Source organism: Maribacter aurantiacus (assembly GCF_005780245.1).
GTDB lineage: Bacteria > Bacteroidota > Bacteroidia > Flavobacteriales > Flavobacteriaceae > Maribacter > Maribacter flavus.
In genome coordinates this window covers 213,098-235,661 of sequence record NZ_VBUK01000002.1, presented here as the reverse complement: position 1 = coordinate 235,661, position 22,564 = coordinate 213,098, and the positions used below count along the sequence as shown (strand labels likewise).

The following is a 22,564-nucleotide window of genomic DNA, read 5'->3' as shown; positions in this document are numbered from 1 at the left end:
AGACCCAAAAAAAACGTTAGCTTTGGTATAATTGTTGGACTAACTCCATAACAAGTATGAACTCTAGCGTTTCCTTACATATCAAAAATCTATTTTTAGTCGCGTTTTTACTGATTTCTGCTGGGTCGCAGGCCCAAGAGGTGAAATGGCTTTCTTGGAACGAAGCCGCAGAATTGGCAGCTACGGATAAAAATCCAAAAAAAGTATTTGTCGATGTCTACACCGATTGGTGCGGATGGTGCAAAAAAATGGATAAGGATACATTCCAAAACCCGGAAGTGGCCGCCTACATGACGGAAAACTTCTACATGGTCAAGCTTGACGGCGAAGGTGCGGAGCCTATAGAATTCAAGGGAAAAACCTATAAGTTTGTGCCATCGGGCAGAAAAGGCTACCATGAGCTCGCAGCAGCCCTGATGCAGGGAAGATTAAGCTATCCTACCACCATATTCCTTGATGAAAAATTCAATATGCTCTCACCGGTGCCCGGCTATCAAAAACCGGAACCTTTCCTAAATATCGCCCGATACTTTGGTGAGGATATTTATAAGGAAAAGGATTGGAAAACCTACGCTGAAGCGGGAAAATAAGTTGCTACAGCATTGTTGTGACCAAAAAACCCAAATAGGTTCCCAAGGCATTTCCCAAAGTCCCAACCAATATTGCCGGAAGCACAAGTTCTTGGCGCCCAAAGGTCTCCGCTAAGGCAATCGCAGAAGCGCCACCTCCAACATTTGCCTGACTTGCTATGGCCACCATATCCCAATCCCTTAAAAAAAGACCACCAAGAAGCACAATAATGACACCATGTAAGAAAACGGCCAACACGATAAAGGAGAAAAGGATTAATCCTACTTCCTTAAGTTGAACCACGGCATCAATTTCACAATAAGCACCTATAACGGCTAGAAATAGATATACGGTATATAGACCAAGGGTTTGGGCTCCTTTTATTTTTTCGACGAAAGGAAATTGGGCCATTACAATCCCCAAGGTTGAAATGATAAGAATACTGGGTATCCTAGGTATTAATGTGTGTAAAACATCCGAGAGTAGATAGGCCCCCACACCCAAAAAAACGATAAGGCTTAACCCTTCTAATGTCAGTGGTTCCGTGGTACCCTGCTGCTTCTTCAAGGGTTCCTTTTCCAGTATGCGCCGATCCGCTATAAACCTTCTTAGCACGTGCGGAAGGGCAATGGTCGCCATGATCCATAGTGCCGTTATCACATTGTCCACGGCAATGGTACCCGCATATAACAACCCATTTTCCTGAAAACCATATATAAGGGCCACCGCATTAAAATTGACACTCCCTCCCGTGTAGGTACCCGTTAGCATCCCCGCCAAAACTTTGGCGTCCGGGCCCAACACGCCTTGTGGACCAACAATGACCCAGGCAAGAAGAATACCTGCCACCGTTGCCAAAGAACCGAATAAAAACAATAGCAACATGGGTACACCTGCTTTTTTAATGGCCCTAATATTTGCTCCTAGAAGAAGGTAGAAAATGGAAATCGGGGCCAAGTAGGTAAATACTGCATCATATAAAGGTATACTGTTGGATGCGGAAGGAATTATTTGGAGGTTGGCACAAACTGCGGTAAACAATATAACCAAAAGGGCTCCTCCCAATGGTTTGCCCCAAGAGGTCTTGGCCGCCCTGACCGATAGCCAAACCATTAGACAAAGTACTGTGAATACGAAAAGGGGTTGGTTGGTAAAGTTCATTTTGCACAAGATACCAAAAAGTTCGTGGTATATTCCCAACATCTGAAACCGAACTAAAGATGACTTGTACCATGGAATTTTAATCGCTACTTTTCTATCTCAAAATCAATTTATGCGTTACAACTTCCTACTTGGTATCCTACTAATAGTTTCTTGCAAACCGAATGGCAGCAACCCTATACAAGCTGAACCAGGGGTGTCTTTGGAATTGGCTCAAGAACGGTCCGAAACCTTCAAAAACATACAGTATAAAATCCATTTTCACATACCGAATTCCTTGGAAAAACCCATATTCGCCAGTGAAACACTGACATTTGAACTTCTGGGCAGTAAGGATGTCTATTTGGATTTTAAGGAGCATCCAGATCATTTAAAAAAGATCGTGGTCAATGGAAGACCCATTGAAATCCAGCACCAAAACGAGCACATCAGAATTCCAAAGTCCAATTTGGTAGAGGGGAAAAACTCCTTGGAAATCGATTTTTTAGCCGGTGAACTTTCACTAAACAGAAATGAAGACTATCTATACACCCTTCTGGTACCAGATCGGGCACGAACGCTTTTTCCTTGCTTTGACCAGCCTAATTTAAAAGCTACCTACACGCTGACAATTACCGCTCCTGAACACTGGAAAGTACTCTGTGCCGCTCCAGAAATTGACCAGTTCACCAAAAACGGATGTACGGAACATCGGTTTGGGGAGTCGGACAAAATGAGCACGTATCTTTTTTCCTTCGTGGCGGGAAAGTTTAAATCCGAAGAAATGGCCATAGCCAATTTTCCTATGAAAATGTTATATCGGGAAACCGATGAAGAAAAAATCAGTTATAGTATCGATTCCATTTTCCAGTTGCACCACAGTTCCAAAGTGTTTCTCGAATCCTATACCAATTTTCCCTTTCCCTTTCAAAAACTCGATTTTGCCACGATTCCAGGCTTTCAATACGGCGGTATGGAACATGTGGGGGCCATTCAATACAAGGAAAGTTCCCTTTTTTTGGATGGCAGCGCTACAGAAAACAGAAAACTGGGCAGGGCCAAACTGATTGCCCATGAAACTTCCCATATGTGGTTTGGGGATTTGGTAACCATGGACTGGTTCAATGATGTTTGGATGAAGGAAGTTTTTGCCAACTTCATGGCGGATAAAATCGTAAATCCCGCGTTTCCTTCCATAAACCATGAATTGGCATTTATGGTGGGCCATTACCCAAGTGCATACGGTGAAGACCGTACAAAAGGTACGAATCCAATCAGGCAAGAATTGAAAAACCTCAACAATGCGGGTTCGCTTTATGGCAGTATCATCTATAACAAGGCGCCCATTATGATGCGACAGTTGGAAGCGGTCTTGGGTAAGGAAAACTTTCAAAAAGGTATTCAGGAATACATAAAAACCTATCAAAATTCGAATGCGAATTGGAACGACCTCGTGAAGATTTTGGATAACCGTACGGATATAGACCTTCTTTCTTGGAGCGAGGTCTGGGTAAATAGTTCCGGTAGGCCCATTTTCAAGGATAGTATAACATATACGGAGGTCGGCAAGATTTCCTCTTTGGAATTGATACAAATGGCCGAAGATGCTTCGGACCAAATTTGGCCCCAGATTTTTGAGATTTCCTTGGTCTATCCCGATTCCATCCTAAGAATTCCGGTGGAATTTAACGGAGACAAACTGGAAATCACCGAGGCCTTTGGACTTCAGAAACCACTCGCAGTCCTTTATAATTCCGATGGTATGGGATATGGCGTCTTTCCAATACATCCAGAAGCTTTTGAGACTATAGCGATTATAGGTGATGAAGTCGCTAGAGGTTCCTTGTACATAAACGCCTATGAAAATGCATTAAATGGAACTACAAAACCTTTGGAGCTACTCCATTTTTATGAAAACCAATTGTATCTGGAAGGGAATGAATTGTTAGCGAATTTGTTATCGGGGTATTTGAGAAACTTGTTCTGGAAATACCTATCGGAAGAGGAACGTCGCTTGGAGCAATCCAAAATAACCGATAATTTGTGGTCCCAATTGCAAAAGGACCTTACCCCTAACAAGAAAAAAACCTTGTTATCTACCTTTCAGTCGGTGGCTTACACAGGAGCTTCCATCCAACAGTTGTACGATATTTGGTCCAAAAAAATCGAAATATCCAATCTTCGACTGAACAAGGATGACTTTACCGAAATGGCCTTGGACCTAGCACTCTATCAACATCCTGAATCACAGGAAATTTTGCAAACGGCTAAAAACGCCCTTGACAATCCGGACAAATTGGAACGCTTCAACTTCCTGCTACCCTCCGTTTCTCAGGATGCATCGGTAAAAAGCGACTTTATGGAATCCATGAAACTTGAAAAGAACCGTTCAAAGGAAGCTTGGACGGCATCGGCATTGAATAATATTAATCATCCCCTCCACCAAGAATTTGCCTTGAAACACCTTAGGCCCAGTCTAAACCTTTTGGATGAAATACAACAAACAGGCGATATTTTCTTTCCAAAACGCTGGTTGAGCAGCACCATAGGTAATCATACCTCAAACGAAGCCTACGAAATCATGCAGGAATATTTGAAGGATAATCCGGAACTAAACCCCTCCCTTAAAAACAAGTTATGGCAAGCCGCCGATGACCTTCGAAGGGTTCAACTTCTAAACAAAAGGATAATCCAATAAACTAAAATAGGATATCAGTTGACATTAATCAACAGTTATAGTGGAAATACCCCATCTAACTGCCGAGTTGTTCTCCTCGTCGGCCTTAACTATTACGTAAAACTGGGAACCTGTGGAATTAAAAAAGCCAAAATACCCGTGAGACGAGAAAAGGGAAAAATTGCCATTCGTATCCGTTCCTAAAAACTTTGGCAACTCTATTTCGCCTTGGAAGTTGTAAAAATCTTCGGTGTATTTTTTAACAACACCTCCAGGTTTATAATCCCAATCCCATAACCCTTCGTCTACGATAGTATATATTACATTTGCTTCTGCATGGGAATCCATAGTCGAAATACGTTTTCCTTGCTCACCTAATAATTTTCCGCTATAGGTCATGTCATTCGTTTGATTCTCTGAAGCGTTAAATACATTCCTGGCCCTAGAAAATAATTTATCCCCAGATTCAGATATCCAAATATTTCCGCTAAATTCAAAATCACCGTGATATGGAGAATCGTAAAGATAATGTGCAGTCCCTCCAGAAATGTCATACTTTTCAAAATCGGATGGGGAAAGACCATTATCTGCGCCATAAATATAACTGCCGCTAGGATGCAACTTGGCCCTCGTCCCCGCATAAATGGTATTTCCTGTGTTTTGTGTCTCATTTCCAGTGGACAAATCAATACACCTAATACGTTCATGCTGATCTACACGTGGAAAGGCATATGCCCAATTGTTTGGTCCCAAAACAATATCAAATACGTCCGTTGTGACGCTGTACATTTGAATCAATTCCATAGATGATAAATTTATATAGGAAATATATCCATCATGACCAACTACGGCTAAATTACCATCTTGACTAATAGATACGCTGGTAGGCGGTAAGTTCAGATCCAATGATTGAATTCCCTGAGAAACTGGATTAATATTAAGAATTTGGTTTGGAAATTCTGAAACCGCAATTATTTTGTCATAATTTCGATCATATTCAGCATCCACAATTTGACCATTATCCAATATCCATTTTTCCTCTTTATAGGCCTTTATATTGACAGGCAGCTCCAAAGCGTTCTGTTGATTATTTCCAATATTTAAAGAATATTCATAGATATTCGTTTCTAACTCGGTTCTATCAACAATTGAGGTTACCAAAATAGAATCACCTATAGCCAAAAAACCTGAGTCTGGAGAAACTGTTAAATAATCATTTTGATTGTTAATGGTCCAATTAAAGTCCAAACCACCTGAATTTTTAATGTAAAACTCGGTTGAATCTTCTTGATAATCAAATTCCAGAATGCTCTTTGATATGGCCATTTGAGAAATTTGAGGAGTTTCTATAAATACCGATACATCCATCAACTTTTTACCAGCCGAACTTGAAATTATTTCTACCGTACCCGTGTTCCAACCAACGGTTAAACCGGAAACCTCCGTGGTAACCAAAATTTCATCAATGGTACCGTCCAAGATACCACTGGAAGGAGAAAAAGAAATCCAGTTTGGCTTACTTCCTATTCGCCACTCGAGTCTTCCTTCAGGTTGGGAAGAAATAAAAATAGTACCTGATTCACCTTGTAACAACTCCAAATTATTTGGAGAAACTATCAATTGTAGATCTTTGCCTATCTCTGAATCATTTTCATTAGAACACGATAGGAAAAGGAATATTCCACATAGAAATTTAATTACAAAAAAAGACCTACTTCTGCCCATATAGTTTTATACTAATTTTTTAATCTAACGTGGAATAAGGAAGTATATTTTGAGCAGCTACCACAAGAGTTAATCTTCTATAATAACCCAAATAATCTACCTACTATAATTAGGGGACTCCTTGGTAATAGTAACATCATGTGGATGGCTCTCGTTGATACCGCTCGCTGTAATCTTTACGAATCGACCTGTCTCCTTTAATGTCGCGATGTCCTTGGCCCCACAGTAGCCCATCCCAGCCCTAAGCCCGCCAACAAATTGATGGATGCTTTCGAACAAGTCACCTTTATAGGGAACCCTACCCACAATGCCCTCAGGAACCAATTTTTTGATATCGTCCTCCACATCCTGAAAGTAACGGTCCTTGCTACCTTGCTTCATGGCTTCCACTGAACCCATGCCCCTATAACTTTTGAATTTCCTGCCTTCGTAGATAATGGTTTCCCCGGGGGACTCCTTCGTTCCAGCCAAAAGCGAACCTAACATAACAGTGTCGGCACCTGCGGCAATGGCTTTGGGAATATCGCCTGTGTAACGAATACCACCATCGGCAATAACGGGAACCCCGGAACCTTTAATGGCTGCAGCGACCTCCAACACGGCTGAAAATTGTGGAAACCCTACTCCGGCCACCACCCTCGTGGTACAAATAGACCCTGGCCCAATCCCGACTTTTACGGCATCGGCACCGGCCTCCACCAAATATTTTGCGGCTTCGCCCGTGGCAATATTCCCCACGATTACATCCAAATCCGGAAATTTCTTTTTGACTTCCTTTAGTATGGTAACCACACCTTTCGTATGTCCGTGGGCGGTATCGATAACAACGGCATCCACACCAGCATTCACCAAGGCCTCCGCGCGATCCACGGCATCCATGGTTACCCCTAAAGCGGCCGCAACGCGCAACCGGCCATACTGGTCCTTGTTGGCAATAGGTTTTTGGGTAAGTTTCGTGATATCCCTAAAAGTAATCAGACCTATTAATTTATTGTTCTTATCGACTACGGGAAGTTTTTCAATTTTGTGTTCCTGTAAGATGTCCTCCGCTTCGGATAGGGAAGTTCCTTCCCCCGCGGTGACCAAGTTCTCCGAGGTCATTACCTCCGAAATAGGTCGGTCATTGTTTTTTTCAAATCGTAAATCCCTATTGGTAACGATTCCTATGAGCTTACCTTCATCGTCCACAATAGGTATTCCACCTATACTATGTTCCTTCATGTTGGCCTTGGCATCCTTCACCTTGGAATTCAATGGCATGGTTACGGGATCTAAAATCATTCCGCTCTCAGCCCTTTTGACCTTTCTTACTTTCAGCGCCTGTTGCTCAATGGTCATATTCTTGTGAAGCACCCCTATGCCGCCTTCTTGGGCAATGGCAATGGCCATACGGGATTCCGTAACGGTATCCATCGCTGCTGAAATAATGGGAACGTTTATTGTAATGTTCCTCGTAAATTTTGATTGAATATTGACCTCTCTTGGCAATACTTCGGAATACGCGGGTACAAGCAGTACGTCGTCATACGTAAGACCTTCTCCGAGAATTTTATTTAGGTGGGCTTCCATGCAATTAAGGATTTAATTGCGTGCAAATATACGTTTTTTAATTGGGATAATTCATTCGATAGAAAGGGGTATTCAATCAAAGTAGCTACGAAAGGTATCCTAATCTTGAAAATCCTAAAAAAAGCGTTCATTCATTCCTATTTTTTAAGTCAAATTAATGTAACCGACATAAAAAAACCGAGCAATCCAAAGAGAATTACCCGGTCGTAAGGATTCCTGACAACCTATTTTATTCCATCGCGGTTTCGCCTTCGTTGGGGTTGTACACATAATTGAAGGTGTAAACCCTGGATTCATCCGAAAAAGCATCTGGCTCCGCAGGTGCGTCCCTATAATAACTTATAATCTCGACCTTGGCAAATTTCCCATCATGGGTCCTAAATACCAAAATCCTGCCCGGAATAGGGGTCACCGTAAAAGTGGCCGGATTGTAATTGTACCATCCTTCGCCACTTCCCGCAGGTACGGCAAAGGAACCTGCCGCATCCTGATCAAAGGAGAGTCCATCGGCACTTGTGATATCGGAAAAAATCCCATTTTCTACCGTTGCCCCGGCATCACCGTTCCTTGTCGGCTCCTCATTGGTACCCGTAGCCGTACCGCCATTCACCGCTATGGTAGTTCCTCGAAAGGCAATGTCCCAATCCGTTTCACTGTCCGTAACGGCCCCGGTTTCAAAACTAAATTTTGTAAATGGGCCTCCAATAGGTTGACCCTGACCTCCGGTCTGGGGAGCTTCAAGGTTTGACACAGTTTCCGAAACTAAATTGGACAGGACCGTAAATGTAGATGCAGACGACTTTGTAACCCCGTTCGCAGCTATTCCAATTTCACCGGAGGTAGCCCCAGATGGAACCGTAGTTACGATTTCCGTAGGGGATACCGAAATGACTTCGGCGGCAACCCCGTTGAACGAAATGGAAACATCGGAAGGGAAATCGGTTCCGTTAATTCTAATTTCGGTACCTACCGTGCCTGATTCCGGCGAAATGCTAGTCACCGCAAATTCCGGTACCGAGTCGCCATCATCGTCGCTACAGGCAACAAATGAAAAAATCACCAATAAAATGGTACAAAGTTTAAAAGATGTTTTCATAAAAATTTGAATTTTAAAATGTAATGTTTAATCGAGTGAATAATTGAATTCCAGGATTTATTAGGACCTCGTTATCCTGTAAAGCGAGTGGGTTGCTGCCCTTAAAGTCCAAAAGATTGTTGGCTCCCAACTGTAGCTGGTAATGCTTGAAGAGGGTTTTTCCCAAGGATAGGTTCACCAAGGAATACCCGTCCACAAAACTATTGTCAAAATCGTCTAATAGGTTGTTGCCGTTTCTATCGGTAAGGCCGAACCTACTGCGGTAAACGACCCTGAGGTTGGCGTTTGCATCCCATTTGGGGATTTCATAAAATACCTTGAAATTAAAGGTATGGCGGGAACGATTTTCCAGACCAAAGTACTGGCTTCTTTCCAAACGTACGGTTTGTAGGGTCTCCGGATCCCGAGCGAAAACCTCGCCTTGATCCAGGGCGGCTTCCTGGTCCTTATCATAGGCGAACAGCAATTGATATCCACCGGAAAGACTCAGGTTTTTTATCCCGTTGAATTTAATATCGGTTTCAAGTCCCTGCGTGTACACCCGTTCCCGATTGATATATCCAAAAACGTTCTGACCGTTGGTCTTGGAGGCTAGGATTTGGGTGTCGATAAGATTCGTGAAATCGTTGCGGAACAGGTTTACATCGGTCGTTAATTTTCCCGATTTTAGGGTCAGCCCCAAATTATACCCTATGGAACTTTCCGCATTCAACCTTTCCCCCAACCGGGAGGGGTTTACGGCCAAATTGGCAATCTCGTCATTTTCCTGCAATCGCTGAATGCCCTGGGCCTCCACTTCCTTTCCAAAAACAGAGTAGCCCCCGCCGGACGCATTGGTAAAATCAAGGTACAACTGCCTAAAATCGGGCGCCTTGAAACCACTGCCAACAGAACCTTTAACGGCAAGGCTTGGCGAAATTTCATACCGCACCGAAAGTTTAGGGCTTAGTTGGGAATTGTATTCGCTGTGATTGTCAAACCGAAGTCCTGCAATCACATTCAGGCCTTCCAAAGGCGTAAAATCATACTGGGAAAAGACATATTGCGAAAAAAAGGAAACGTTATTAGCGAAAAGGTTTCGCTGTAAGGTTTCCAAATTGCCCCCTACGCCCAATGTAAAGGTGTTTTCCCCAAATTTTTGGTTAAACCTTACCTCTGGACGGAACAGTTTCTGATTGAAGTCGTTCGCCAAAAGCACCTCATCGGTCAAAATATCTAACGATTCCTCATCGGTTATATAATTAGTAAAGTAAAGTTCATATTGTAGATTCGTTTTGGAAGAAGGGTCGTGATTAGCCCGTACCAATAGGTTTAAATCCTGTTCCATACTGGTACTGGGGGCTACGTCAAAGTCCTGATGAAAGAATCGGCCAGAGACGAAGAAATCAAGTTTTTCCGAAGCATCGTAAAAAAGGCGACCGCTCAATGTGTAGTTGTCAAAAGGATTTACCGTCTGCCCTACATCGCCGGAGGCGAGGTCATAACCATCCGTACTGAGCCTATCCAAAAAAAAGGAATAACCAAGGTCCTCCTTACGTTGGTTGATGCTAAAATTACTGTTATGATGGTTGAACGTGGCCATGCGATGGCTTAGCTGTCCGCTTATTTTTTCAGTCAATGGTTTTTCGGTTATGATGTTAATGACGCCCCCAAGGGCTTCGGAACCAAAAAGACTGCTGGAAGGGCCTTTGACCACCTCGATCTGTTTGATGTTGCCAATGGCGAACCGACTCAGATCCAAATTACCGGAACTACGCCCAACAACGGGAACACCGTCTATAAGTACCAGGACATAATCCGAGGCAATACCTTGTATCTGTACTCCCTCGCCCCCACCCACCGTGGCATCGGGAGTCATGACGATTCCCGTTTGTTCGTTCAAAATTTCGTTCAACCGAGTGACCCCTGTTTGCTCCAATTGGGTTTTGGGAATCAAGGTAACCGGCAAGGGCAGTGAGGATAATTGTCTAACCGTTCTGGTAGCTGTGACTACTACCTCATCCAAATCTTGCATCAGAATGGAGTCTCTTCTTTCTTCCAACTGCCCTAGGGCGAATGTTAGGTAAAGGGTGAAAAAAATTAACGTTAAATTATTTTTATTTAGACTCATTCTGTATAAATTTGGCTCAAAAATAATTATTATTTTAAATCAGTCTAAATAAACTGAATAAAAAAATCAACGAATCCTAAACTTTAACATCTATAAAAAATGAAAAGAGTACAGTTGTTTACCGTAATGTTCGTTCTGGTGGGAGCGAGCGTTTTTGCCCAGACCAAAAAGGAGAAGGACCAAGAATCCATAAAGGAGATGTGCGGCTGTTTTGAAGTAACCTTCAACTTTGCCGAAACCTTTAATTACAGTCAGGATTCATTATATAAACCATCAAAGACAAAGGTGGATAAAGGTCTGGAATGGGCCCAATTGGTAACTGATGAAGACGACAAGATTGTAATTCAGCATATACTACAGGTAGGGAATCCTGCAGAACCCATGATCGTAAAACACTGGAGACAGGATTGGTTGTATGAAAACACGGATTTCTACCTTTACAATGGTGATAACGAATGGAACTACACCCAAAAACCTAAAAATGAGGTCGCGGGACAGTGGACTCAAAAAGTCTATCAGGTAGACGACAGTCCAAGGTATGAAGGGAGTGCCTCTTGGGTGCATGTGGATGGAACCAGTTATTGGGAAAACACAACACCTGCCCCATTGCCCAGAAGGGAATACACGACCCGAGGCGATTACAACCTTACCATGCGCGGTAACCGACATGAAATTACCGACGATGGTTGGGTACATGATCAGGACAATTCCAAAATAGTCCGTAAGGATGGGGAGGCCGATTTCCTATTGGCCAAGGAAAAAGGGTACAATACCTATGTAAAGGTTCCGGATGCGCGCTGTAAAGCTGCGGCCGATTGGTGGACGGCGAATGATGACAAATGGGCCATGGTGCGTGACAAATGGGACGAAGTATTTGCTAAGGATACCGATTTGTTGCTAAAGGAAAAAGTGGACAATAAAGTACTTTACAAGCACTTGTTCGAAGATGAAGTTACAAGCGCCGATAAAATTGGAGCAATCATAGATTCCTTCGTCACAGAAAAAGATTCCAAGGTAGCCCTTAAAAGTAAGTAAGTCATGAAGATCATTTTAAGTGCCATCTCCACCCTCGTATTTTGTGTGGGCATATCAGCACAGGAAAACCCTTTTTTGAAAAGGGACTATTGGAACAATAATCCTTCCATACAAGAGGTTGAGGCTACGATACAGGAAGGACACGACATTACGGAGCGTAACGCCGTCTATTTTGATGGTCCCACCTACGCCATTTTACAAAAGGTAAATACCAAAACCATGGCACATATCATCGCCAAAGAAGGTAACGGTGTTGCTAAATTGACCCATGATGGCAGAATTTACCTGCACTGGGCCGCGTACGCAGGAAACCTGGAATTGGTCAAATACCTACTCGACCAGGGTTCTGATGCCGCGGCAGTGGACGCCCATGGATATTCCGTAATCAACTTTGCTGCTAATTCTGGAGTAACGGATACCCAAATTTTTGATGCCCTTCTTGAAAATGGAGCGGACGTAAAAGCGACCACCCACAACGGTGCAAACGCTTTGTTACTGGCATCCTCTGGAGCTGATACTTTTGAGTTGCTCCAATATTTTATGGATAAAGGGCTACCGCTAAACAGTGCGGACGATACCGGAAACGGGGTCTTCCAGTATGCCTCCCGAGGCGGAAATATTTCCGTGTTAAAAACCCTAGCCGAAAAAGGTTTGGAGTACAAAAAAGTGAACACGGAAGGAGAGAATGCCCTGTTCATGGCCGCCAGGGGAACCCGTCGGAAGCAAAACAACAAGGAGGTCTTTGACTATTTGGAGGGCCTTGGCCTTTCCAACCAACTGATCAACAATGAAGGTAGAAATCTGTTGCATTTAATTGCCGGAAGGAATAAGGACCTTCCCTTGTTCGAACATTTTATAGCATCGGGGGTTTCCACAAATTTGAAGGACAAGAAAGGCCAAACCCCATTTATGATTGCTGCATCCGGAAACGACCTTGAGGTTGTGGAGCTTTTGGCAAAACATGTGGAAGATATAAATCTAACCGATGACAAAGGTAGAAATGCGCTAATGATGGCTGTGGAAAGAAACAATACCGATGTGGTCGATTTCTTATTGGAACGTGGTGCGGACGTAAGCGCATTGGATACCGACGGAAATTCCGTTGCCTATTACCTGATTCAAAATTACAATCCCCAAAATACCGCTCAGTTTGAAGAAAAGTGGAACGTACTTCTAGTAGCCGGTCTATCTATGACCGAAAAGCAGGGCAATGGCAACACGCTGTTGCATCTTGCGGCCAAGGCCAACAACTTGGCACTCCTAAAGCGATTGGAGGGTTTGGAAATCGACGTCAATCAAAAAAATGGGGATGGCATCACAGCACTACACTTTGCCGCCATGTCATCCGATAACGAAGACATGTTAAAGTATTTAATTCAGAGAGGTGCCAATATTTCTGCTAAAACCGAATTTGAAGAAACGGTCTACGATCTGGCAAGTGAAAACGAATTGTTGCAAAAGCACAACGTAGCGTTGGATTTTTTAAAAATATAAGTTAAAGAATGAAATGAGCCATAACAAGTCTTGATACCTACCGAGATAATTATTGGCGAATTGCATCGAACCTATGAAATACAATAAAGAATACAGATGAAAAAGTTTTTTATCCCGATAATGACCATCGTCAGTTTAGCACTGCTGGCCTTTGGCACTGCCACCGAAACCACTTCCTATAAATGTATGATCCAGCTCACCAATTACGAGGGTGAAGGGGCCTATATCGTGGTGTCCATTTTGGACGGTAATGGCAAGTATCAAGAAACCTTGTACGTTCAGGGCGATGATAATGAATGGTACCGTGACCTGGAAGAATGGTGGAAGCAAATTTATGGTATCAGACGGCCTAACCTCGATGCTATAGTGGGTGAGACCGTTACGGGCGGGCAACGCAAAATGACCGTTTTGAACATCCCGACGGATAAAATCGACTCTGGATACAAAATCCGATTCGAATCCGCCGTAGAGGACCAGGAATATTACAAGGACGATCTGGAGTTTGACCTTACCACGGAAAATCTATCGGCCAAAAAGGATGGCAAGGGTTTTATCCGATATGTACGAATGATTCAACAATAAAATACGTGTATGACCATCTCTATTTGGAGGTATAGTCACTTACTTTTGGCCCTATCCACGGGCCTTTTTTTGATTTTGGCGTCCATAACTGGGATTATATTGGCTTTTGAGCCTATACAGGGAGCCTTGAAACCCTATAATATGGTAGCGTTATCGGAAGTGACCCTGGCCGAAACTATAGGTACACTTCAAGCGGAGTACGAGGAGGTTTTGAGTATTGAAGTGGATGCGAACGATTTTGTCCTTGCCGATGTACTTACCAACGATGGCGAAGGCAAACGGCTATACATCCATCCAAAAACTGGTGAGTCCCTGGGCGAACCGTCCCCGCAACATCCTATTTTTCAATTTACGACGAACCTGCACCGCTCCCTCTTTTTAAAAAGCGCAGGTCGCTTCTTCGTGGGACTGGTTTCTTTTTTACTTTGCCTTATTACAATTACGGGCCTGGTACTTATCGTAAAAAGACAGGGAGGCATTTCAAAGTTATTTTCCAAGGTCCAAAAGGATTATTTTGAATTGCGATACCATGTCATTTTGGGTCGATTGTTTCTGGTTCCGATTCTCATTTTGGCCGCGACAGGAGCATTTCTATCCGCTGAAAAATTCTCCTTGCTTCCCAGCACGCTCGTTGTTCATGAAAGGGTTAATCCCGATTTAGACGTGGACGAATCGGTAAGGCTCCAAGAATTGGACATTTTCAAAACAATTTCCTTGGCCGATGTACGAAACGTAAATTTTCCCTTCACCCCTTTTCCCGAGGATTATTTTGAGGTTGCACTCAATGACAAGGAAATCTATATCCACCAATATACGGGCGAAATTTTAAGCGAAAAACCATATCCGTTCACATTCTTGGCAAGCAAACTAAGCCTGACCTTGCACACGGGACAAGGTTCTATGCTATGGTCTTTGGTGTTATTACTGGCCAGTTCCTCTCTACTGTTTTTTATCTACTCGGGTTTTGTGATGTGGCGAAAACGCATCCAAAACTCGGTAAAATTTGACCATAAAAATGCCGATGTTTGTTCGCATGTCATTTTGGTAGGCTCCGAAACCGGGACCACTTTCGGCTTCGCCAAGTTACTTGAAAAAGCATTGAACAAATTGGGGAAGGAAGTACTTGTTTGTCAACTCAATGAGTATAAAACGTTTAAAAAAGCGGAACATCTAATTATCCTGACGGCGACCTACGGGGAAGGGGACCCTCCCACCAATGCCCGAAAGTTTATGGATTTATTGGAGACCGTACAACAGCCAAATCCGTTGAAATATGCTGTCATCGGTTTTGGCTCCACCCTCTATCCCAACTATTGCAAATACGCCATCGATGTTGAAAAAGGACTGGCTGCAACATCCGGTTTTGAGCAAACGATTCCCCTTTATAAAATCGACAATCAATTCTATGATGCCTTTAGGGAATGGGCCATACAATGGAGCAAAGCGACGGGGGAGCATTTGGAACTTCCGGCAATGGGCATCAAAAATAAAATTCCAAAACTGCATGAATTTGAAGTGGTATCCAAAATCGAACCCAATAGGGACGATACCTTTTTAATCCGACTCAAAGCAAAAGGCAATGCCAAGTTCCAATCTGGGGATTTGTTGGAATACAGACCCACGGAGGATGGAATCCCCAGGTGGTTTTCCATTGCCAAACTAGGCCAGGAAATGCTACTGAGCATCAAGAAACACGAATTTGGTATCGTTTCAAATTACCTAGATTCTCTAAAACCCTTGGAAAACCTTAAAGCTGGCATTAAAGCAAATCCCCATTTCCATTTTCCAAAAAAGGCGAAGGAGATTATCTGTATTTCTAATGGTACGGGTATTGCCCCCTTTTTGGGAATCATTGCGGAAAACAATAGGAAAATTCCGATTCACATGTATTGGGGTGGCCGATACAAAACCTCCCTAGAAATCTACACCCCCTATTTGGAGCATCTCAAAAGTGCCGGAAAACTAAAGACCCTAGAAGTGGCCCTGTCACGTACCGAAGGTTCCAATACGTATGTCCAGGACCTTGTGAAACGAGATTCCCAATTCATTTCCAAAAGCCTAAAAAACGGTGCGGTCGTCATGATTTGTGGGGCATTACGTATGCAGAAAGATGTACTGGAAATTCTTGAAAAAAGTACCTTGGAACACCTCGCTACGTCCCTATGCGATTTTGAAGCCAAGGGGCAATTGAAAATGGATTGTTATTAAATACTACGTCGCATAGGCTCACTTCCTTAAAAAAAACCATATTGATGGATTGGCAAGTTGTTCCCGGTAAACCCCAAAAGCCTTTGGTAAATCATTCAAGGAATAGAAGTCAAATTTATTTTTATTTGTTCTAAATAAGTTTTGCAAATAGAATAGAACCCAATACATTTGCCCAAATTATTTTGAATAAGTCCAAATAAAATGAAAAAGTGCATCGCTATCCCCATTCTATTACTAAGTACATTCTTGAAAGGGCAACAGCCAACACAGACTACAACCATGGATTCCATCCATTTGAACGAGGTTACCCTAAAAGCCAATGCCATTTTAGGTAGTAAATTCGAGGCAAAGAATAGAACAGGATCTGCTTTTTACATTTCTCCCAAGGAAATAAAGAAATTCAATTATACCGATATCAATCGAACACTTCGAGGGGTACCGGGAGTAAACGTTTACGAGGAGGATGGATTTGGCCTTAGACCCAACATCAGTCTAAGGGGTACCTCTCCTGAGCGAAGTTCTAAAATTACACTCATGGAAGATGGCGTTCTCATTGCACCTGCTCCGTATAGCGCTCCCTCGGCATATTATTTCCCCACCATAGGCCGCATGCAGGCCGTAGAGATACTCAAAGGTAGTAGTCAGGTGCAATATGGCCCATACACTACCGGAGGGGCATTAAATATGATTTCCACGGAGGTGCCAGACAGTTTTGGCATCTTTTTAAATTCGAGCTTTGGAAGCTTCAACAGTGGCCGAATCCATACCCAGGTAGGGGATACGAAAAAAAACTTTGGATATGCCATTGAATACCTGAACTATAATTCCAATGGTTTCAAAGATTTGGACAATGGAGAGAATACGGGCTTTGATAAAAATGACCTGGTCGCAAAATTTAGGGTCAATTCCAATGCCGATGCCAAAGTTCCACAATCCGTTGAATTGAAGTTCCAATATTCCAATGAAGATTCCAACGAAACATATTTGGGACTTACTGAGACCGACTTTTCCCTAAACCCTTTTAGAAGGTACGCGGGCTCTCAAAGGGATGAAATGAATACGGAGCACCTTCAGTTTATGTTGACCCACGTACTTGGATTGGGCAAAAATACCTCACTTACTACTACCGCCTACCTCAATGATTTCAACCGAAACTGGTACAAAATAGATAATGTAACGGTAAATGGTGAGCGACAAAGTATCGCCAATATTATTGAAAACCCGGTCGACCTACAGGCATATTATGATGTCATTAGTGGAAACTCAAATACCACGAATAATGATGTCATTGCCGTAAAAGCCAACAATAGGGAATATCTATCCACGGGTATTCAAACAAAACTGAACCACCGTTGGAGTACCACAAATTCGGTGCACGATTTCGAGTTGGGAATGCGTTACCACTATGATGATGAAGACCGATTTCAATGGGTGGATGATTACGGGATAACCAATGGCATTATGGAACTCGTTACCAATCGTTTGGCAGGAACGGACGCAAATAGAATTAGTGATGCGCGTGCTTTTTCCACCTATACACTTTACAAGCTAAAATACAAGAACCTAACACTTACCCCCGGTATTCGATATGAAAATATTCAATTGGGAAGAACAGATTACGGGAGTAGCGATCCGGAACGTTCAGGTACAAACATTTCCACACGGGAAAATAAAGTAGATGTTTTTATACCAGGCATCGGATTCAATTATAATTTTGATAATGTATCCCTTTTTGGGGGTATTCACAAAGGATTTTCCCCTCCAAGCAATCAGGTTGGGGAAAAACCGGAGGAAAGTGTGAATTATGAATTGGGTACACGTTTTACGTACTCAGGCCTCTCTGGGGAGTTGGTCGGTTTTTACAATGACTATAGCAATCTTTTGGGAAGTGATCTCGCAGCAACCGGTGGTACAGGTTCCTTGGACCAATTCAATGCGGGAGAAGTTATTGTTCAAGGCATTGAAGTACTATTAAACTACGATTTGTTGTCATCCAATACAAATATCTCCATACCCATTACTTTGGGGTATACCTTTACGGACACGGAATTCCAGAATAGTTTTGGTAGTGAAAACGATATTTGGGGTACGGTAAACGAAGGGGATGAATTGCCCTATTTATCAAAACACCAATTAAATGCCGCTGCCAGTATCGAGTATAAAAAATTTGAAGTCCATCTAAACGGACGTTTTAACGGAGCGTTCAGGACCAAAGCGGGAACGGGTTCCATTCCCGCCAATGAGAAGGTCGATTCCAACATAGTTTTGGATTTGGGAACTAAATTTCGCTACAACGATCATATCACGATAACTGCCAATGCAATGAACCTTTTGGATGAAAGGTATGCGGTAGCCCGTGTACCTGCCGGCCTAAGACCCGGTATGCCATTTGGCGTTTTTGGTGGTCTGGAACTACGGTACTAAATTGATGGATGAAACCGAGCATTTTATGCTAGTGGTATTTACCAAATAGCTCCGTTGCCTTGTTGTAAGCGGCCTCAAATACCATCCAGTTTACGTTGGTCTCCGCTTTTTGCGCCGTCAAGTAGGATAACATTTTTTCGGTAGGCATATTACCGGTTAGCTCGTCCTTGGCCATGGGACAACCGCCGAAACCCTGTACGGCCCCGTCAAACCTACGACAGCCGGCCTTGTAGGCGGCATCCACCTTTTCATGCCATTTAGTGGGGGTAGTGTGCAGGTGTGCCCCAAACTCTATGAGCGGATATTTGGGTATTAAATTGGAGAACAGGTATTCGATATTCTCTGGATCCGAAGTTCCCACGGTATCGGAAAGGGAGAGGATTCTGGCACCCATGGAGGCCAATTTTTCCGTCCATTCCCCTACGATTTCCACATTCCATGGATCCCCGTACGGATTTCCAAAACCCATAGAAATGTAGGTGACCACCTCTTTGTTCGCGGCATCGGCAATATTAAAAATCTCCTGGAGCGTTTCTACCGATTGGGCAATGGTCTTATGCGTGTTCCGCATCTGAAAGTTCTCCGATATGGAAAAGGGAAATCCCAAATAATCGATTTCAGTATGCTTTACAGCATCCTCCGCCCCCCGGACATTGGCAATGATCGCCAATAATTTGCTCTTGGTCCTTGAGAGGTCCAATTTGGACAATACCTCGGCCGTATCCACCATTTGGGGTATCGCCTTTGGTGAGACAAAACTTCCGAAGTCCAACGTATCAAAACCACAGCCCAATAAAGACTGCAGATAGCGCACCTTCTCATCCGTAGGAATGAAAGTCTTGATACCTTGCATGGCATCCCTTGGGCATTCTATTAGCTTTACCTTGGTGTTGGACATATTGTAAAAATACAAATTGAATGATGAAGAATACCTACAAACATCTCAAAGACTTAACCCAGCAACAAATAAACTGCCAAGCCAACAAAAACTACTATTTGCAGCCATTTTAATACCACGCCAATAACCTCATTCTTCTGAACCAAGGTTCCTATACTACCGGATAAAAACGCAATGCCACCAAACACCAAGGAGGACACGAAAATGAAAAGAAAACCGAGTATATAAAACTGGACTACGGTACTGATATCATCGGAAAAAAGAAAACCTGGAAAAAAGGCAAGGAAAAATATGGTGACCTTTGGGTTCAAAACATTCATAATAAAACCTTGTTTGAATAAGGAAAACATACCTTTCTTTTTGCTTCCGCTTTTATTCAAAGAAATATCACTATCGCTCTTAAACACTTTAAAAGCTAGGTAAAGCAAGTATAAAGCCCCAAAAACCTTTATGCCGTAAAACACGTTTGGGTTATCCTTAATGACCGCGGAAACACCAAAAGCCAACAACGTGGTGTGGACCAAGCAGCCTGTCATGAGTCCGGCCACGGTGGCCAGACCGTATTTTTTACCGTTGACCATACTTTGGATCAGGACAAATATATTATCGGGCCCCGGTGAGATGGCCAATGCGGCCGTCGCGAATGAAAAAGCGATCAGTACGGAATAATTCAAATTCCCCATTTTTTCTCCATCGTTGAAAAATACAAATAATACCAGTTCTGGTTTAGGAATGTGCCAAAATTTACGCTTTTGCTTTTTTCTATGCCGAAGCCGTGAAGATTGTAAATAGCCCGGGCTCTTTGCTATTTTCACATTGATGGCAAAGGGAAAATGAACAAGTAAATTGACACCTTCTTAAATTGGAAATGATATGATACCCTAACCGATTTTTTATATCTTGTTCAAAATTTGAATCCAATGAAATCCTCATCGAGGGAAATTTATTGAAAATCCAAATCGGTAGTTAAAGTAATGCTCAAATACAGATTCATCAACCTTAAGAATAACAAATGAAAAAATCAATACTATCTTTAGTAACACTTGTAGTTATAGCCTTTGTCAGCTACAGCTTCACCAACAACAATACAAACACAATTACGGAAAACACTATGGAACCGGCCAACGACAGCATCCTTAGACATGTGGTACTTTTTAAATTCAAGGATGGAACTTCTGCCGAGGATATTAAAAAAGTGGAAGATGCCTTCCATGCCCTGCCTTCCAAGATACCCCAAATTGCGGGATACGAATGGGGCATAAACAATAGTCCGGAAGGTTTGGACAAAGGTTTCACCCATGTGTTCTTTTTGTCCTTTAAAAGCGAGGAGGATAGGGCCATTTATCTACCACATCCTGATCATAAGGCCTTTGGGGCCGTCCTAGGCCCGCATTTGGACGATGTGCACGTGATGGATTATTGGACTTCCAACTAAAGTTTTCTAAACCTCTTCCGCCAGGATCGCTTGGTTTATTTTCTTGACCAAGATGGGTCCCTCATAAATAAAACCGGTCCACAATTGGACCAAGTCGGCCCCCGCACGTAGTTTTTCCAAGGCGTCCTGTGGTGCGTGGATGCCCCCTACCCCAATAATTGGGAAGGCTTTGTTACTACGTTCCGCTAAAAACCGGATGACCTCGGTACTTTTATCCTTCAAGGGCTTACCGCTAAGGCCACCGGCCTCTTCCAAGAGCAGTCCGTGGGATTTGAGGTTTTTTCGCTCGACCGTCGTATTGGTGGCGATCACCCCATCTATTTTGGTATCGGCCACAATATCGATGATGTCCAAGAGTTGATTGTTGGTAAGGTCCGGAGCGATTTTCAATAAAATCGGTCTACGCTTAACGGACCTATCGGCAGCCATCTTCTTGTTGGTCACTTCCAATTCCCTTAAAAGCCTTGTCAAGGGTTCCTTATCCTGAAGTTCCCGTAAGCCCGGGGTATTTGGTGAGCTTACATTCACCACAAAATAATCCACATAATCAAATAGGGCATCAAAACAAATCATGTAATCCTTAATGGCCTCATCGTTGGGTGTGACCTTGTTTTTACCGATGTTTCCCCCAATCAAGACCCTATGCTCCTTTTTCAATCGTTCCACCGCCTCAAAAACACCCTCATTATTAAAGCCCATCCTGTTGATGATGGCACTATCTGCCTTCAACCGAAATAACCGCTTTTTAGGGTTTCCGTCCTGCGGTTTTGGTGTCAACGTCCCTATTTCCACAAACCCGAAACCAAAATCCGATAGTTCATTGTAGAGGACGGCGTTCTTGTCAAATCCTGCGGCCAGTCCAACCGGATTTTTAAATTTAAGGCCGAAAACCTCGCGCTCCAATCGTTCGTCCTCCAAGGTGAAGACTGGTTTCAGTAGCCCTAAAAGTCCCACTTTTGAAATGATCTTGATCAACGCAAAGCTAAAATGATGGACCTTTTCAGGGTCGAATAAAAACAGGATTGGCCGTATTACCGATTTATACATCTTGGGTTGAATTTTTGCAAAAATACAAAGTGCGAACTTTATAGTCCTGATGTCATCCCCTTAAAATTCAATCCTGCCTATTTATGTTTTGGGGGAATGCTATCGGAATACACTTTTGGTGTTATCACAAAAGGGGAACGGGAGGCTTCATGACAAAGATCCAAATATAATTGGTACTGTTTCGGATTCAATAATGCGAGTAACTTTTTGTCTATCATGGATTGAACCGACTGCATGCTATCCATGACATTGCGGTACTTTAAAGCCAATTGATTCAATTCCTCCACCGTATTTTGTGGGTGCCTATTATAAACATTTTCAAGCTGAACGTTCAATATCTCATTTCTATATTTCAACTCGGCCGATAGATTCAAAAGCTCCTGTTTTTGAACATCGTTCATCTGGAAAATATCCGCGAGCGAATCGTTTTCAGTGATTCCCACCCCCAGAAGACAATCTGCCTGGGACCTAACCGAAAAGGAAATCAGAACCAAAAGAAAGGTCTTAAAAGCTAGAAACCGCATGGAAACATAGATTATTAACGGATGACGAAA

Annotated in this window: 17 protein-coding genes; 8 read left to right on the top strand and 9 right to left on the bottom strand. The window is 43.0% G+C overall.

Going from position 1 to position 22,564, the window contains the following annotated elements:
- The first annotated feature begins 56 nt into the window (after positions 1-56).
- Entirely contained in the window at positions 57-590 is a 534-nt protein-coding gene (locus FEK29_RS06235) for a thioredoxin family protein (RefSeq protein WP_138257562.1), read from the top strand.
- A 4-nt stretch (positions 591-594) separates the two neighbouring features.
- Here FEK29_RS06235 and FEK29_RS06230 read toward each other — a convergent pair whose 3' ends face one another.
- Positions 595-1,731 carry a DUF819 family protein gene (locus tag FEK29_RS06230; protein WP_138257714.1) on the bottom strand — a complete coding sequence of 379 codons (1,137 nt, stop codon included), beginning with the start codon at positions 1,729-1,731 and terminating at the stop codon, positions 595-597.
- Between the two features lie 112 nt (positions 1,732-1,843).
- Between FEK29_RS06230 and FEK29_RS06225 the strand changes: the two genes are divergently transcribed.
- The gene (locus FEK29_RS06225; RefSeq protein WP_138257561.1) at positions 1,844-4,408 is read left to right on the top strand and encodes a M1 family metallopeptidase; all 2,565 of its coding nucleotides are present in this window, start codon (positions 1,844-1,846) and stop codon (positions 4,406-4,408) included.
- Between the two features lie 24 nt (positions 4,409-4,432).
- Here FEK29_RS06225 and FEK29_RS06220 read toward each other — a convergent pair whose 3' ends face one another.
- The 4 genes from FEK29_RS06220 to FEK29_RS06205 form a co-directional block, all read right to left on the bottom strand.
- Entirely contained in the window at positions 4,433-5,980 is a 1,548-nt protein-coding gene (locus FEK29_RS06220) for a BACON domain-containing protein (RefSeq protein WP_138257560.1), read from the bottom strand.
- Between the two features lie 228 nt (positions 5,981-6,208).
- Entirely contained in the window at positions 6,209-7,681 is a 1,473-nt protein-coding gene (gene guaB / locus FEK29_RS06215) for an IMP dehydrogenase (RefSeq protein WP_138257559.1), read from the bottom strand.
- A 229-nt stretch (positions 7,682-7,910) separates the two neighbouring features.
- A complete protein-coding gene (locus tag FEK29_RS06210; RefSeq protein WP_138257558.1) occupies positions 7,911-8,777 on the bottom strand; it encodes an IPT/TIG domain-containing protein in 867 nt (288 codons plus the stop codon).
- Positions 8,778-8,790: 13 nt separating this feature from the next.
- Complete coding sequence (locus FEK29_RS06205) at positions 8,791-10,887, bottom strand: TonB-dependent receptor plug domain-containing protein (RefSeq protein ID WP_138257557.1); 2,097 nt, start codon at positions 10,885-10,887, stop codon at positions 8,791-8,793.
- A gap of 99 nt (positions 10,888-10,986) precedes the next feature.
- Here FEK29_RS06205 and FEK29_RS06200 point away from each other — a divergent pair, with 99 nt between their 5' ends.
- From FEK29_RS06200 to FEK29_RS06180, 5 genes are all read left to right on the top strand, one after another.
- Positions 10,987-11,922: a DUF6607 family protein gene (locus tag FEK29_RS06200; protein WP_138257556.1), complete on the top strand. Its 936-nt coding sequence runs from the start codon at positions 10,987-10,989 to the stop codon at positions 11,920-11,922.
- A gap of 3 nt (positions 11,923-11,925) precedes the next feature.
- Complete coding sequence (locus tag FEK29_RS06195) at positions 11,926-13,416, top strand: ankyrin repeat domain-containing protein (protein ID WP_138257555.1); 1,491 nt, start codon at positions 11,926-11,928, stop codon at positions 13,414-13,416.
- Between the two features lie 96 nt (positions 13,417-13,512).
- Entirely contained in the window at positions 13,513-13,998 is a 486-nt protein-coding gene (locus FEK29_RS06190; protein ID WP_138257554.1) for a DUF2271 domain-containing protein, read from the top strand.
- A 9-nt stretch (positions 13,999-14,007) separates the two neighbouring features.
- The gene (locus FEK29_RS06185; protein WP_138257553.1) at positions 14,008-16,206 is read left to right on the top strand and encodes a PepSY domain-containing protein; all 2,199 of its coding nucleotides are present in this window, start codon (positions 14,008-14,010) and stop codon (positions 16,204-16,206) included.
- A 201-nt stretch (positions 16,207-16,407) separates the two neighbouring features.
- On the top strand, positions 16,408-18,630 hold the full coding sequence (locus FEK29_RS06180) for a TonB-dependent receptor family protein (protein ID WP_138257552.1): 2,223 nt from the start codon (positions 16,408-16,410) through the stop codon (positions 18,628-18,630).
- Positions 18,631-18,658: 28 nt separating this feature from the next.
- On the opposite strand, the gene FEK29_RS06175 is transcribed toward FEK29_RS06180, so the two are convergent.
- Together FEK29_RS06175 and FEK29_RS06170 are read right to left on the bottom strand one after the other, a co-directional pair.
- Positions 18,659-19,528, bottom strand: coding sequence for a hydroxymethylglutaryl-CoA lyase (locus FEK29_RS06175; RefSeq protein ID WP_138257551.1), 870 nt, complete (start codon positions 19,526-19,528; stop codon positions 18,659-18,661).
- Positions 19,529-19,581: 53 nt separating this feature from the next.
- Positions 19,582-20,202: a LysE family translocator gene (locus tag FEK29_RS06170; RefSeq protein WP_193554880.1), complete on the bottom strand. Its 621-nt coding sequence runs from the start codon at positions 20,200-20,202 to the stop codon at positions 19,582-19,584.
- 338 nt (positions 20,203-20,540) lie between these two features.
- On the opposite strand from FEK29_RS06170, the gene FEK29_RS06165 reads away from it, so the two are divergent.
- Positions 20,541-20,963 (top strand): Dabb family protein, encoded by a 423-nt coding sequence (locus tag FEK29_RS06165; protein ID WP_138257549.1) that lies wholly within the window; start codon positions 20,541-20,543, stop codon positions 20,961-20,963.
- Between the two features lie 6 nt (positions 20,964-20,969).
- Here FEK29_RS06165 and FEK29_RS06160 read toward each other — a convergent pair whose 3' ends face one another.
- Both FEK29_RS06160 and FEK29_RS06155 read right to left on the bottom strand, forming a co-directional pair.
- The gene (locus FEK29_RS06160; RefSeq protein WP_138257548.1) at positions 20,970-22,010 is read right to left on the bottom strand and encodes a quinone-dependent dihydroorotate dehydrogenase; all 1,041 of its coding nucleotides are present in this window, start codon (positions 22,008-22,010) and stop codon (positions 20,970-20,972) included.
- Positions 22,011-22,087: 77 nt separating this feature from the next.
- Positions 22,088-22,534, bottom strand: coding sequence for a hypothetical protein (locus FEK29_RS06155; protein WP_138257547.1), 447 nt, complete (start codon positions 22,532-22,534; stop codon positions 22,088-22,090).
- Positions 22,535-22,564 lie beyond the last annotated feature (30 nt).